At 68.6% G+C, this 13,077-nt stretch carries 15 protein-coding genes; 9 read left to right on the top strand and 6 right to left on the bottom strand.

Translation table 11 applies throughout. The features are described 5' to 3' along the window. Positions 1-68 precede the first annotated feature (68 nt). A complete protein-coding gene (locus ABD893_RS15610) occupies positions 69-1,118 on the top strand; it encodes an LCP family protein (protein WP_345082417.1) in 1,050 nt (349 codons plus the stop codon). A gap of 70 nt (positions 1,119-1,188) precedes the next feature. Continuing rightward, positions 1,189-1,554: a DUF4235 domain-containing protein gene (locus ABD893_RS15605; RefSeq protein WP_345082414.1), complete on the top strand. Its 366-nt coding sequence runs from the start codon at positions 1,189-1,191 to the stop codon at positions 1,552-1,554. A gap of 138 nt (positions 1,555-1,692) precedes the next feature. On the opposite strand, the gene phoU is transcribed toward ABD893_RS15605, so the two are convergent. Then, a complete protein-coding gene (gene phoU, locus ABD893_RS15600) occupies positions 1,693-2,373 on the bottom strand; it encodes a phosphate signaling complex protein PhoU (protein ID WP_345082411.1) in 681 nt (226 codons plus the stop codon). Positions 2,374-2,546: 173 nt separating this feature from the next. Between phoU and ABD893_RS15595 the strand changes: the two genes are divergently transcribed. Continuing rightward, positions 2,547-3,779 carry a sensor histidine kinase gene (locus tag ABD893_RS15595; protein WP_345082408.1) on the top strand — a complete coding sequence of 411 codons (1,233 nt, stop codon included), beginning with the start codon at positions 2,547-2,549 and terminating at the stop codon, positions 3,777-3,779. A gap of 1 nt (position 3,780) precedes the next feature. After that, complete coding sequence (locus ABD893_RS15590; protein WP_345082405.1) at positions 3,781-4,470, top strand: response regulator; 690 nt, start codon at positions 3,781-3,783, stop codon at positions 4,468-4,470. 102 nt (positions 4,471-4,572) lie between these two features. Here ABD893_RS15590 and ABD893_RS15585 read toward each other — a convergent pair whose 3' ends face one another. Continuing rightward, positions 4,573-5,070: a hypothetical protein gene (locus ABD893_RS15585; RefSeq protein WP_345082402.1), complete on the bottom strand. Its 498-nt coding sequence runs from the start codon at positions 5,068-5,070 to the stop codon at positions 4,573-4,575. Between the two features lie 221 nt (positions 5,071-5,291). On the opposite strand from ABD893_RS15585, the gene ABD893_RS15580 reads away from it, so the two are divergent. Continuing rightward, positions 5,292-5,774 carry a CarD family transcriptional regulator gene (locus ABD893_RS15580; RefSeq protein WP_345082399.1) on the top strand — a complete coding sequence of 161 codons (483 nt, stop codon included), beginning with the start codon at positions 5,292-5,294 and terminating at the stop codon, positions 5,772-5,774. A gap of 14 nt (positions 5,775-5,788) precedes the next feature. Further along, on the top strand, positions 5,789-6,532 hold the full coding sequence (locus ABD893_RS15575) for a 2-C-methyl-D-erythritol 4-phosphate cytidylyltransferase (protein ID WP_345082395.1): 744 nt from the start codon (positions 5,789-5,791) through the stop codon (positions 6,530-6,532). 118 nt (positions 6,533-6,650) lie between these two features. Here the strand turns inward: ABD893_RS15575 and ABD893_RS15570 are convergent, their stop codons facing one another. Then, a complete protein-coding gene (locus ABD893_RS15570) occupies positions 6,651-6,962 on the bottom strand; it encodes a hypothetical protein (RefSeq protein WP_345082393.1) in 312 nt (103 codons plus the stop codon). Between the two features lie 10 nt (positions 6,963-6,972). Beyond that, positions 6,973-7,728 carry an IspD/TarI family cytidylyltransferase gene (locus ABD893_RS15565; RefSeq protein ID WP_345082390.1) on the bottom strand — a complete coding sequence of 252 codons (756 nt, stop codon included), beginning with the start codon at positions 7,726-7,728 and terminating at the stop codon, positions 6,973-6,975. A gap of 152 nt (positions 7,729-7,880) precedes the next feature. Between ABD893_RS15565 and ABD893_RS15560 the strand changes: the two genes are divergently transcribed. From ABD893_RS15560 to ilvA, 3 genes are read left to right on the top strand one after another with little or no spacing between them, the layout of a single operon-like run. Then, entirely contained in the window at positions 7,881-8,198 is a 318-nt protein-coding gene (locus ABD893_RS15560) for a PTS sugar transporter subunit IIB (RefSeq protein WP_345082387.1), read from the top strand. Then, the gene (ispF, locus tag ABD893_RS15555) at positions 8,195-8,725 is read left to right on the top strand and encodes a 2-C-methyl-D-erythritol 2,4-cyclodiphosphate synthase (RefSeq protein ID WP_345082384.1); all 531 of its coding nucleotides are present in this window, start codon (positions 8,195-8,197) and stop codon (positions 8,723-8,725) included. The genes ABD893_RS15560 and ispF overlap by 4 nt, the downstream gene beginning before the upstream one ends. After that, on the top strand, positions 8,722-10,035 hold the full coding sequence (ilvA, locus tag ABD893_RS15550) for a threonine ammonia-lyase IlvA (protein ID WP_345082381.1): 1,314 nt from the start codon (positions 8,722-8,724) through the stop codon (positions 10,033-10,035). The genes ispF and ilvA overlap by 4 nt, the downstream gene beginning before the upstream one ends. Before the next feature lie 99 nt (positions 10,036-10,134). Here ilvA and galE read toward each other — a convergent pair whose 3' ends face one another. Continuing rightward, positions 10,135-11,133 (bottom strand): UDP-glucose 4-epimerase GalE, encoded by a 999-nt coding sequence (gene galE, locus ABD893_RS15545; RefSeq protein WP_345082378.1) that lies wholly within the window; start codon positions 11,131-11,133, stop codon positions 10,135-10,137. 72 nt (positions 11,134-11,205) lie between these two features. Continuing rightward, positions 11,206-12,666, bottom strand: coding sequence for a GuaB1 family IMP dehydrogenase-related protein (locus ABD893_RS15540; protein WP_345082376.1), 1,461 nt, complete (start codon positions 12,664-12,666; stop codon positions 11,206-11,208). Positions 12,667-13,077: the final 411 nt, after the last annotated feature.

Genomic DNA, 13,077 nt, shown 5'->3' with positions numbered 1-13,077 from the left:
GCACCTCGGGCATCGAGGTAGAGCCGCAGCGTGTCCGCCTCGGCGGCACCGTCTGAGAGGGACACCCCATGAACGACCCCGCCGACGTCGATCTTCCCGCTGACTGGGATGACGATGAGAACCCGCGCACTGATCGACGCCGGAGCCGCCGAGCCGCACTGATCGCCCTCGGGCTGGTCGTCGTGCTGGTGCTCGGGGTGGGCCTGGTGATCGGAAACTACCTCAACGGGCTCCAGAACTCCTACGAGAAGCGCACGGTGGTGGACATCACTCGCGGCGCCTCGGACGGGGACCGCCCCGAGGCGATCGAGGGCACCGGACGCAACATCCTGCTGCTGGGCTCGGATAAGCGCTCCGCCGAGGATGCCGCCTCCGAAGGGGTGAGCGGGCAGCGCTCGGACGTGATGATGCTGGTGCACATCAACGATGACAACAAGGCCGTGTACATCACCTCCTTCCCGCGCGACCTCTATGTGGACATCCCCGGCCATGGCAAGGACCGCATCAACGCGGCGCTCGCCTTCGGTGGCGTGGGCCTGGCGCTGACCACGGTCGAGAACTACACCGGGGTCCCGATCGACCATGTCGCGCTGATCGACTTCGACGGGATCGAGGGCCTGGTCGACACCCTCGGCGGGGTCGATGTGAAGATCCCCCAGACCTTCGAGGCGCAGGGTCATCAGTTCACCGAGGGCACCCAGACCCTCAACGGCGCGGAGGCTCTGACCTTCGTCCGTGAGCGCAAGCAGTTCGCCGACGGCGACTTCCAGCGCAACCGCAATCAGCAGGCGGTCCTCAAGGGCATCGCCGACAAGCTGATCAGTGCGGACACCCTCAGCGATCCCGGCAAGCTCGCCGACACCATCGAGAGCATCTCCCCCTATCTCACCACCGACGATGGCCTGAGCGCCGGCACGATGGTCGAGCTGGGCCTGTCCCTGCGGTCGGTCCGCAGCGGGGATCTGCACTTCCTCTCTGTCCCTCACGCGGGACCGACGACCACCAGCGGCGGCGCCAGCGTCGTCGCGACGGATGACGAGGCGATGGAGGTGCTGCGCGAGGCCCTGCGCACGGATGACATGGGAACCTATTACGCTCAGCACGCAGGGACCTACTGATCTGCGTCCTGCTGACCCACGAGGAGCAGCAGGTCCCGCACCACCGACCACTCGACGCCTGGAGGAAACCGTGGCCAATCCGATCGTGAGCATCGCCGTCCCCGTGGCAGGAATCGTCGCGGCGGCCGTCGGCAACAAGGCCGCCGCCGCCGGCTGGGGCGCCCTCTTCGGCGAGGACGCACCGACCGTCAAGGCACAGAAGTCCGCGCAGAAGGACGTCGCGAAGCGTCGCAAGCAGGCGAAGAAGGATGGTCTCTCGAAATCCGAGATCGCGGCGATCAAGGATCCCGAGGATGATCAGCCGCTCTGGAAGATCCTGCTCTGGGCGACCATCTCGGGAGTCATCCTGCAGGGGCTGCGCGTCGCGGCCAAGCGCGGCGCCAAGAGCGGCGCCGAGCGCCTGACCTCGCGTCGCCCCCGCCCCAACCGCGGCTGATCACCAGCCCGATCGGACTGGCGCCGACGCCGACCCCACTGATTCCCACCTCGGATCAGCGAAGATGACGAAGGGCGCCCCGCAGATCGCTGCGGGGCGCCCTTCGTCGTCGCGGCATGGAACATCGCCGCAGGGACCTCAGAACTCCGGGACGTCCACACCTTCGCTGAGGTTGTCGAGCGCGTCACCGGTCACCAGGAAGCCGATGCGGCGCACCAGGGAGACCGCGTGGTCTCCGATGCGTTCGTAGAACCGGATCAGCAGGGTAAGGTCGATGACCTCGGCGTTGGTGTAGGTCTCCTCGCCGCTGTTGGAGATCTGACGTGAGATCTGGAGCATCAGATCGTCGAGGATGTCGTCCTGCTTCTCGACCTGTGCTCCCAGTGCCAGGTCACGGTTCTGGATAACCTCCGTCGCCCCCTTGAGCGCCGTCAGCCCGAGCTCGGACATCTTCGCGATCTGCTCACGGTGCTGCTCGGGCACCGCCGGGTCGGGGTGCGTGCGGCGAGCGACCAGTGCGACATGCGCGGCCAGGTCACCCATCCGCTCGAGCGAGGAGCTCATGCGCAGGGTCGCGACCAGCAGTCGCAGATCGGTGGCCACCGGAGACTGCCGAGCGAGCAGCTCGACCGCCTTCGCATCCAGCTCCAGCTGGCGGGCATCGATGTGGGGGTCGGCGGTCACAACCCGCTCCGCAAGGGCGAGATCGCCCTCGAGCAGGGCGGTGGTCGCGTCCTCGAGGGCCGTCCCGACCAGTTCGGCCATGTCGACCAGGTCATCGACGATATGCCGCAGGTCGCTCTGGTACGCCTCGCGCATGGTGACTACTCCTCTGTCTGAAGGGAACTTCGCCTCCGATTATCGCAATCTCGGGTGAACGGACTGCGGCGGCTGATGAACATGGAGCGTAGTCCCCGTGAACTCCTGCCCTCATTGTCCTTCACACTGGCTGGGTAGTCCGGAAGTGCGTGGCTGGGGCCTAGGCTGTACGGGTGCCCCTGTCTGCGCTTCTCGTGCTCGCCGGCGCGATCGGTCTGGTGATCGGCGTCGCCGCGATGCTTGCGCTCGCCTCGCCGCGGCGGCGACGCGCAGAGCCGACGGTCGCTCCAGGGCAGAGCATCCCGGAGGCCACTGCGGAGGTTCTCGCGATCCTGTCCTCCGCCTATGTCGTGCTCGACTCCAGCGGGGATGTGCTGCGTGCTTCTCCACTGGCCTACTCCTATGGCATCGTGCGTGCCTCCGAAGAGGACTATCCTCGCCTGGCCAGCGCCGAGCTGATGGCCCTCGCTGCCGATGTGGGCCGCAACGGCGGGTTCCGCGATGAGCGACTCAGCCTGCGCCGCTCGGCGCAGGGCGATTCCGATGCGGTGATCGATGTGCGCATCGGGGCGCTCGGCGAACATGGAGCATTGCTGCTGGCCGACGACCTCACCCGCGCGGTGCGGGTGGAGGAGACTCGTCGCGACTTCGTGGCCAATGTGTCCCACGAGCTGAAGACTCCTGTCGGTGCCATCACCCTGCTGGCGGAGACGATGGAGGACGCCGCCGAGGATCCGGACGCGGTGCGCCGCTTCGCGGAACGGATGCAGACGGAGTCACGACGACTGTCGCACCTGGTCAAAGAGATCATCGAGCTCTCACGGGTCCAGGGTGGCTCCGCCCTGCCCGATGCCGAGGTGGTCGAGATAGACGAGGTGATCCAGGAGGCGGTGGCGCTGAACCGGAACTTCGGCCTGGGGTCGAAGATCGGGGTCAGCGTGGGTGGAGCGCAAGGGTTGAACGTCTTCGGCTCCCCCGCGATGCTCACCACCGCCCTGTCGAATCTGATCTCCAACGCGATCTCGTACTCCGATCCGCACACCCGGGTCGGGGTATCCGTGCGCCGTGATCATGGGATGGTCGAGATCTCCGTGAAGGACCAGGGCATCGGCATCTCCAAGGAGAACCTCGAACGAGTCTTCGAGCGGTTCTTCCGTGTCGACCGTGCCCGGTCGCGGTCCACCGGGGGCTCCGGGTTGGGACTGGCGATCGTCAAGCACATTGCGAGCGATCATGGCGGCGAGGTCACCGCGTGGTCGTTGCCGGGACAGGGATCGACCTTCACGCTCCGGCTGCCGGAGATGGGCCGGACCGAGACCATCACGGTCGGTGCTCGCGCAGCCGATGACCCGCACAGCACCGACTCCGACGCGATGACCCGCTATGGGTCGGGAAAGGGAAACTGATATGACGCGCATCCTGATCGTGGAGGACGAGGAGTCCTTCTCGGATCCTCTCTCGTATTCGCTGCGGAAGGAGGGTTACGAAGTCGCGGTCGCCGATACCGGCACCGACGGACTCCGGATCTTCACCGCGCACGGCGCGGATCTGGTCCTGCTGGACCTGATGCTGCCGGGTATGAGCGGCACCGAGGTGTGCCGGGAGATCCGGCGCACCTCGACGGTGCCGGTCATCATGCTCACCGCCAAGGATGACGAGTTCGATAAGGTCCTCGGCCTCGAGCTGGGTGCCGACGACTACGTGACCAAGCCGTACTCCTCCCGGGAGCTGCTGGCCCGCATCAAGGCGGTGCTCCGCCGTGGTCAGGACTCGGCGGAGTCGGAGGAGGACACCACCCTGAACGCCGGCGGCATCATGATGGACGTCGAGCGTCATGTGGTCGAGGTGCATGGCACCGAGGTCGCGCTGCCGCTGAAGGAGTTCGAGCTGCTGGAGATGCTGCTGCGGAACGTCGACCGCGTGCTCACTCGCGGACAGCTCATCGATCGGGTGTGGGGTGCCAACTATGTCGGCGACACCAAGACCCTCGATGTGCACGTCAAGCGGTTGCGGGCCAAGATCGAGGGCGACCCCAAGAACCCGGTGCACCTGGTGACCGTGCGAGGACTGGGATACAAGTTCGAGTCCGGCAGCTGACCGGCTCCGGGAGCGAACATGCTCCAGCATCAAGAACGCCCCGCAGCTGTCGCTGCGGGGCGTTCTTGATGCTGCTGGATGGTGGCAGCGCGGGTCCGGGCCTCAGCCCTCGGCCGGCTGCTCGAAGTCGTAGTAGCCCAGGCTGTTGTCGAGCGTGGGCAGGGAGATGGTGGTCGCCTCGCCGTCGGCGGTCACATCGAGGCTGAGGACCGTACCGACGCCCACGTTCACCGCACCGACGGGGACGAGCTGCTGGCCCTCGCTGGGACCGAGCTCGACGACGCTATGGGCTGGGACCTGCACCTGGGCGGAGAAGATGGCACTGCCCTCGGCGTTGCCCTCGACCTCGACCGTGATCTCCTCATCGGAGTAGTTCACGACCGTCGAGGAGAACACCGGGGTGCCGTCCTCGCCGATGACCAGCACGGCATTGCGCACGCCGGCGAAAAGGGTGCCGGCCTGCTCGAGGTTGGCGTTGGTGCCGTCTGCGGCCTGATAGAACTCGTGGGTCTGCACCGGGCTGAGGTACGTGCAGCCGGTGGCCGCGAGCGCCAGGCCCATGGCGGCGGCGGAGAGCACGAGACGGCGGGGACGGCGCACGGAGGACTCCTCTTCGGTGCCGGATCGCGGCACAGACGTTCTGGGGACAGCTCTGACAGGCTACCTCACCCAAGGCCCAGCACGGTCCGCTGAGGCGCGGCGTGACCAGGTCGATGCAAGGGATGCCATGGCGGCGCTCTGGCAGGTCAGCAGGCAGGTCGGTGGGCATTTTAGCATGACCCCCCGGTGCTAGACTGGTCGGCGGAAAGGGGACCCACCACATGGATTTTGCTGTCGGCGAGACTGTCGTCTACCCGCACCACGGTGCCGCGCTCATCGAAGAGGTCAAGACCCGCACCATCAAGGGGGAGGATCGCACCTACCTCAAGCTGAAGGTCGCCCAGGGAGATCTGACCATCGAGGTGCCCGCCGACAACGTCGATCTGGTGGGCGTGCGCGACGTGGTGGACAAGGAGGGCCTGGAAGAGGTCTTCGAGGTGCTACGTCAGCCCTACACGGAGGAACCCACCAACTGGTCCCGTCGCTACAAGGCGAACGTCGAGAAGCTGGCCTCCGGAGACGTCAAGAAGGTGTCCGAGGTCGTCCGCGACCTGTGGCGCCGTGATCAGGACCGCGGGCTCTCCGCCGGCGAGAAGCGGATGCTGTCCAAGGCCCGTCAGATCCTGGTCTCCGAGCTCGCGCTCGCGGAGAAGACCGACGAGGCCAGCGCCGAGTCGATCCTCGACGAGGTCCTCGCCTCCTGAGCCCCGGGTCCCACGTGTCACCCCACTCGAGCGCCGCCGCAGTGCGTCCCGTCGTCCTCGCCCTCGCTCCCCCCGCGCCAGGTCTCTCCCGCGGTGCTGCGACCCCATGCCTCGAGCCGCTCGGTGGCTCACGGCTGATCAACCGGCTCCTCGGCACCCTTCACGGCCTCGGACTGCCGATGCCGCTGGTGGTCTCCTCCGACGATTCCGCGCCGCAGCTGCGTGCCGCCCTCGGTCCCCGGATTCCTGTCGTCTCGGTGGCCGGTGGTCGCCGGGACGCACTGCGGACGGTGCTCGAGCGCACCGGTGAGGAGCTGCTGCTGCTCCATGATGCGGAGCGCGCGCTCACTCCAGCTGCTGTGGTCACCGAGGTGCTCTCCGCCCTCGCTGACGGCATCGACGCGGTGGTGCCGGTGATCGCCCTGACCGATTCGGTCAAGGAGGTCCAGCCCGGGGGCCTGCGGAACATCGATCGCACCAGCCTGGCCGGGCTGCAGAGCCCCCGGCTGCTGCGGCGCGAGCTGCTGGAGCGGGTGCTGGAACCCGCAGCCTCGGCGGGCAGCCCCGAGGCAGCCCCCGAGCATGATCGATTCGACGAGATCCTCGTGGCTCTCGAGGGCGGGGCCCGGGTGCACACCGTGCAGGGCTCGCACTCCGGTTTCGCGGTGCGGGACCGGCTCACCCTGTGGCAGGCGCAGATCTCGCTGGGCCTGGCCCGGGACACTTCACACCGGCACGGCATCTCTCGCCGCGGCTGATCCTCTCGCTGCGATGCGGAGGCGGGGCGGGCAGAGTCCCAACGGCCGGGGCAGCAGGGACCGGAGCAGCAGAGCCCGGAGAAGTCGTGCCCGGAGGCGTCGCACGGCGCCCGGCGGCTCAGTCGCCGCGGCGACTGCGCCAGACGGTCCGGAACTCCGCGGCCATCCGAGCCGGCTTGGACAGCGTCCGCACCGGCAGGCTCGTGGCGAGCTCTCCGGGATCTCGCCGCAGGCGTCGCATGAGGCGCCGTGGCTTGCTCGAGATGCGTTGACGGAGATCGGGCAGATAGTCATCGGAGACATCAAGCCTGGTCACAGCGCCACACCCGGTGCACTGGATCTGGGACACGAATCGCCCGGCGTAGACCACCACGTGCTCCGCCTCCTGATCGCAGCCGGTGCAGCGCAGGTAGCTCTCCTCGATGTTCATCGGCTCCTCCTCACCCTGTCCTCAAACCTAGCGCGCTGACCACGTCCTGGGCCAGCAGCAGATCCTGAGCGTAAGTGATCTTGAAGTTCGTCTCCTCGCCGCGCACCCAGGTCACCGTGATGTCTGTGTACTCCTCGGCGCAGGAGGCGGTGTCGGTGCCGACGAAGCCATCCCGTGCCGCGGCCTCGTAGGCGTCCAGGATCGTGGCGGCGTGGAATCCCTGCGGGGTCTGCACTCTGACCAGCGAGTCCCGGCGCAGATCGGTGCTGGGCGCCAAGGTCTGGCCAGGTCCCGCCGCAGCGATGTCCCGGGCAGGGATGCCAGGGACTGCCCCACCGGTCTCCCGTGCCGCATGGAGCACCGCGGAGACCAGACCGTGCGAGACCAGCGGGCGGGCGGCGTCGTGGATCAGCACCGTGTCCACCGCGCCGGTGTCGATCCGGTCTGCGAGATGTCGCAGCGCGAGCAGCTCGGACTCCTGGCGGGTCTCCCCGCCGGTGATGATCTCCAGCGGATGCTCCGTCTCGCGGGAATCCACGAAGCGTGCATGCTCGAGATCATCCGGCCGCACCACGAACACCAGGATCCCGATGCCCTCGACGGCCGCGAGCGTGTTCAGGCCCCAGCCAGCGATGCTGCGCCCTGCCAAGGGCAGGAACGCCTTGTTGATCCCGGCGCCCACGCGAGTGCCGGACCCACCGGCGAGCACCACTCCGGCCGCCCGTCCGAGAGGACGGGGCGTGCGGAGGCGTCGGGGCTGGGTCACGCTGGCATCGTAGACGGCCACGGACCTCCCGTGGATCACTCAGCGAGGACGTGACAGAATCGACCCTCGCCGGTGCCCGCCGGCCACACACCCGACAGCCCCTTTTTCTCGTCGGGCCACTGGTCATCACGACCCACAGCTCAGGAGTTCGAATGCTCACCATCGCCATCGTGTGCGGCGCAGGAATCGCCACCTCCGCACTGATCGCGGAGCAGGTGCGTGAGCATCTCACCGCCAGCGGCCGACAGATCCAGGTCGTCCAGGCCACCGTCATGGACCTGCTCTCCCCCGACTTCCGAGCAGACCTCGTGGTCAGCACCGTCGATCTGCCCGACGCCCTCGGCATCCCCCGGATCTCCGGGATGCCGCTGCTGCTGGGAACCAACCCCCAGGTGACCTACGACGACATCGACCGCCTGCTCGAGCGCATCGCACCCCGCAGCCCGGGCGGGGAGGAGGACGCCCGATGACTCCGCATACCTCTCCCCTGCCACGAGTCGGGACCGGGGTGGATGTCCATGCCTTCGCCCCGGCCGAGTCCGGGCGGGAGCTGTGGGTCGCGGGTCTGCGCTGGGACGGGGAGCAGGGCCTGGCCGGCCACTCCGACGCGGATGTCGCCTGCCATGCGGCCTGCGATGCCCTGTTCTCCGCTGCCGGGCTCGGTGACCTGGGCACCCATTTCGGTGTGGACCGGCCCGAATGGGAAGGCGCCTCGGGAGTCCGTCTGCTGGCAGAGGCAGCGCGCCTGGTGCGCACGGCCGGTTTCATGATCGGCAATGTCTCCGTGCAGGTCATCGGCAATCGTCCTCGCCTCTCGGGGCGCCGCGAGGAAGCCTGCACAGTGATGAGCGAGGCGGCCGGTGCGCCGGTGTCCGTCTCCGGAAGCACCTCGGATGGGCTGGGGCTGACCGGCCGGGGCGAGGGAGTGGCAGCGATCGCGACGGCGCTCGTCGTCGCTGTGGAAGCTGTGGAAGATGTGGAAGGAGCACGATCATGAGCGAGACGACGGCCCTGCCTCTGCACGCGGAGGATGTGGAGGCAGCCGCCGAGCGACTGGCTCCGGTGCTGCGGCGCACCCCGCTCGAGCACAGCTGGCGGCTGAGTGAGCTGGCCGGGGTCACAGTCTGGCTCAAGCGCGAGGATCTGCAATCCGTGCGCTCCTACAAGCTGCGCGGTGCGCATCTCTTCCTCGACTCCCTGGATCAGGCCTCGCGTGAGGCCGGGGTGGTCGCAGCGAGCGCGGGCAATCATGCCCAGGGCGTGGCCCAGGCCTGCCGGGCCCTCGGCATCCTGGGCCGCATCTACGTGCCCGGATCCACTCCGCGGCAGAAGCGCGAGCGGATCGTCGCGCTCGGCGGTGACATGGTCGAGCTGGTGCTGATCGGGGACACCTTCGACGATGCCGCCGAAGCTGCGGCGGACGATGCCGAGCGCACCGGCGCGACGCAGGTTCCCCCCTTCGACCATCCGGTGATCATGGCCGGTCAAGGGACTGTCGCGCTCGAAGCCGCGGAGCAGCTGCGGACCGAGCACGGCCGCGAGCTGGGAACGATGGTGCTGCCCGTCGGCGGGGGTGGCCTGCTGGGCGGGTGCGGGGCCTGGCTGCGGGAGCGCAGCCCCTCGACCCGGATCGTCGGGGTGGAGCCCGCCGGCGCCGTCTCGATGGCGGCAGCGATGCGCGCCGGACACCCCGTGACCCTGCACGAGATGGACCGCTTCGTGGATGGCGCCGCGGTGCGCCGTGCCGGCGCCGGTCCTCTCCGCATGGCACAGGCGATCGCCCCGGAGCTGATCTCGGTCGACGAGGGCGCGGTCTGCACGGAGATGCTCCAGCTCTACCAGGTCGAGGGAATCATCGCCGAGCCTGCGGGTGCGCTCGCCGCGACGGCAGTGGCCACCGGCATGATCGAGCACCTGGGCCGGGCCGGGCACGGTGCCACGGACCCGCAGGAGGAGACCGGAGATGTGGTCATCGTCGTCTCCGGGGGCAACAACGATGTCTCGCGGTACAACGAAGTGGTCGAGCGCTCCCTCGTGCACGAGGGTCTCAAGCACTATTTTCTGGTGACCTTCCCTCAGGAGCCGGGGGCGCTGCGCCGGTTCCTGGATCGGGTGCTCGGGCCGAACGACGACATCGTGCTGTTCGACTACATCAAGCGCAACAACCGCGAATCGGGGCCAGCTCTGGTGGGTGTGGAGATCGGCAGCCGCACGGATCTCGAGCCGCTGATGGCCCGTATGGCCGCTTCGAACATGGAGATCGAGCGGGTCGACCCCGAGGACCCGATCTACCGTTACCTCACCTGAGCCGCGCCAGGGTCACGTCCGCGCCAGGGACGGCGCCGCGCGCGCCACGCCGAGCCGAGCGGTTCCGCGCTGCGCGGGCTCAGCCGCGAGAGAGCGGGCTCACGCCTCCGGGTAGGCCTCGACGTCCGGGGAGATGCTCGCCGAGCGCGCCTCGACGGCGGAGCGCACGATGTCATCCAGGCCGTGCTCGGACTTCCACCCCAGGGTCTGGGCGATGCGGTCGCCGGAGCAGATCAGCCGGGCCGGATCCCCGGCGCGGGCTGCACCGATCTCGGGGGTGATCTCGATGCCCTTGGCGCGGGCGATCGCGTCGATCACTTCGAGCACGCTCGATCCTTCGCCGGTGCCGACGTTGAAGGTCCTGTGGGGACGCTCCTCGCCGCGCAGGTAGTCCAGTGCGGCGACGTGGGCGTGTGCGAGGTCGAGCACGTGCACGTAGTCGCGGACGCAGGTGCCGTCGGGCGTGTCATAGCTGTCACCGAACACGATCGGGGCCTTCCCCTGCTCGAGCCGGTCCAGCACGATCGGCACCAGGTTCATCACCGCGGTGTCGGCCAGCTCAGGCCATCCCGCTCCTGCCACGTTGAAGTACCGCAGAGCGACGGTGCGCATATCGTGGGCGCGCTCGGCGTCCGCGAGCATCCACTCCCCCACCAGCTTGGTCGCGCCATAGGGGTTGATGGGCTGCGGGGCGAGGTCCTCGGTGACGAGGTCCACGTCCGGCATGCCGTACACCGCGGCGGAGGAGGAGAACACGACGTCGCGCACCTCGGCGCTCGCGCAGGCGGAGAGCACATTGGCGAGCCCGCCGATGTTGTCATGCCAGTACAGCTCGGGATTGGCGACGGATTCGCCGACCTGCTTGTGGGCGGCGAAGTGGATCACGGAGTCCGCGCCGCAGGCCCGCATCTGGAAGGCGAGCTTCTCGCGCGATTCCGGGAGCGTCACATCGAGCTCGATGAGCTCGGCGCCCTCGGTGCGCTGGCGCAGGCCGGTGGAGAGGTTATCGACCACGACCACCTTCTGCCCCTGTTCGAGCAGGAGTCGCACCACGTGCGATCCGATATATCCGGCGCCGCCGATCACAAGTGTCGTCATGGGATCAGCCTACCGGCCCCGCCGGCGTCGGCCGCCCTTCGGCAGGGGCCGACGCCGGTGCAGTCGTCTCTGTCAGCTCCAGGAGCTGGAGACCGGGCGTCCCTCGTTGTACCCGGCCGCGCCCTGCAGCCCGATCACTGCCCGGTCACGGAACTCCTCGGTGCTGGCTGCTCCCGCATAGGTGTAGGAGGAGCGCACTCCGGCGGTGATCTCGTCGAGCAGATCCTCCACCCCGCCCTTCCCTTCGGTGAGGAACATGCGGGAGGTGGAGATGCCCTCCTCGAACAGGCCCTTGCGGGCACGCGCGAAGGCATCCTCGTGCGCGGTGCGGTGGGAGACCGCGCGCTTGGAGGCCATGCCGAAGGATTCCTTGTAGCGGCGACCGGCCTCATCGGTGCGCATCTGGCCGGGCGACTCGTAGGTGCCCGCGAACCAGGAGCCGATCATCACGTTCGATGCCCCGGCGGCGAGCGCGAGCGCGACGTCGCGCGGGTGGCGCACTCCTCCGTCGGCCCAGACGCTCCCTCCCAGTCGGCGGGCTTCTGCCGCGCATTCCAGGACGGCGGAGAACTGGGGCCTGCCCACGCCCGTCATCATCCGGGTGGTGCACATGGCTCCCGGTCCGACGCCGACCTTGACGATGTCGGCGCCGGCCTCGATCAGCTCCCGGGTGCCCTCGGCGGTGACGATATTGCCCGCGGCCAGGCGCACTGCGGTGCCCTCTCGGGGTCCGAGCGCTTCACGGGCGACGCGCAGGGCATCGATCATCTTGTCCTGGTGCCCGTGGGCGGTGTCCAGCACGATCACGTCCGCTCCGACAGCGACCAGCTCCCGGACCCTGGTGGCGACATCGGCGTTGACACCGACGGCGACCGCGATCCGGAGCCTGCCCTCAGCATCGGCCGCTGGGCGGTAGATGGTCGAACGCAGCACGCCGTTGGCGGTGAGCACCCCGCGCAGCAGGCCCTCCTCGTCCACGACGACTGCGGCGTCATGGTGGGTGGCGGCGATCCTGCCGTGCAGCTGTGCGGGGTTCACCTCGAGGTCGCTCGGGGCCAGCACCGGCACATCCTCGCTGAGCACCTCACCGACCTGGGAGAACGAGTCGCGGCCGGCGATCTCCTCGGCGGAGATGGTGCCGAGCGGGCGGCGCTGCTCGTCGACCACCACCACGATGCCGTGCGGCCGCTTGGGCAGCAGATCTGCGGCCTGCCCGAGGGTGCCGGTGACGGTGAGGGTGAGCGGGTGGTCCACCAGCAGGTCACGGGACTTCACCGAGCGCACGATCGAGTCGATCCGCTCCGGGGAGAGGTCCTGGGGCAGCACGGCGAGACCACCGCGTCGCGCCATCACCTCGGCCATGCGCCGCCCGGTGACGGCGGTCATATTCGCAGCGATCAGCGGGATCGTGGTCCCGGTGCCGTCGTCGCTGCTGAGGTCGACGTCGAAGCGCGAGGTGATCGCGGAACGTCCCGGCAGGAAGAAGCAGTCGTCGTAGGTGAGATCGGTCGACGGAGTGTGGATCAGGCGCATGCGGCCAGGATACGGGTGACCCCTTGTGCACCACCTCCACGAAGTTCTCACAGGCTGGTGCATGACCATCCAGCATCATGCTCCTAGGATGTAGCGCATGACGGACCCCTCCTCCGCCTCACGGCGCAGACGCCGTCGGTCCGGCAGACACCAGCAACCGGCCCGACGTTCCCCTTCCACCCCGCTTCCCGCAGAGGAGGCGCGAAGGAATCGCGACGCCGCCTTCGGCACCCCCAATCCCAAGCGCACGTGGCCCGGCGGGTCTGCCGACTCGGCGACTTCAGCGACTTCAGCGACTTCAGCATCTTCGGCGGACTCGGGAGCGGCGCCGTTTCCCCGGGGAGCGGACTCCCCCGCCTCCGACGCCGGATCTGCAGCCCAGCCTGTCGAGCAGCCGAGGGCTCAGTCCCT

Source organism: Brachybacterium paraconglomeratum (assembly GCF_039541415.1).
GTDB lineage: Bacteria > Actinomycetota > Actinomycetes > Actinomycetales > Dermabacteraceae > Brachybacterium > Brachybacterium paraconglomeratum_A.
The sequence above is the reverse complement of the archived record's forward strand: the minus strand, read 5'-3'. Positions and strand labels throughout refer to the sequence as shown.